The organism is Caenispirillum bisanense (assembly GCF_039523075.1).
GTDB lineage: Bacteria > Pseudomonadota > Alphaproteobacteria > Rhodospirillales > Rhodospirillaceae > Caenispirillum > Caenispirillum bisanense.
Genome location: NZ_BAAAEP010000151.1, coordinates 1 through 506 on the forward strand (window position 1 = coordinate 1; position 506 = coordinate 506).

The following is a 506-nucleotide window of genomic DNA, read 5'->3' on the forward strand; positions in this document are numbered from 1 at the left end:
CCCGCATTACTGCAGGCATTGCAGGCTTTTACCGCTAAATTGCCTCATGTCCAAAGTTGTGTGTTGGTTGATTTGCAGCAGAACACCGATCAGGTTGCGCAGTTGCAACTCATATTGCAGCGCCGTTTAAGTGGCAAAAGTTATTATTTTGGCCGGATGAACCGCGACGAAATGTCGGCATTGTTTGAATCTCATATTCATTCTGTATCCTTGCAGCTGTTAAAGCTATCGGAAGATCAACAGTTCCTGCTGGCCTTTGGCAGTGATTCAGACGAGCATTTCCAGCCAGGCATGGATACCTTATTTTTGGACCATCTGGCGAAGCTGGTAGTAGCCGTTTTACCAACTGCTATTTAAATGACACTGCCTGCTGAACTTGATCATTGGCAAGCCGACTTGTCGGCTTTCCTGGCTTATTTAAAGCATGAACGGGGTTATAGCGACAAAACGCTCAGCAGCTATCAATTGCAACTTTCTGCTGTGGCCAGTCAGGTGGGTGAACAGGC

General features: G+C 47.0%; 2 protein-coding genes. Both read left to right on the forward strand.

The features are described from left to right. The coding region (locus ABD056_RS22870) for a DUF484 family protein (RefSeq protein WP_343870613.1) at nt 1-357 on the forward strand (357 nt) is incomplete at its 5' end. Then, nucleotides 358-506, forward strand: a 149-nt coding sequence (locus tag ABD056_RS22960) for a site-specific integrase (RefSeq protein WP_425545082.1), incomplete at its 3' end; no start/stop codon positions are given.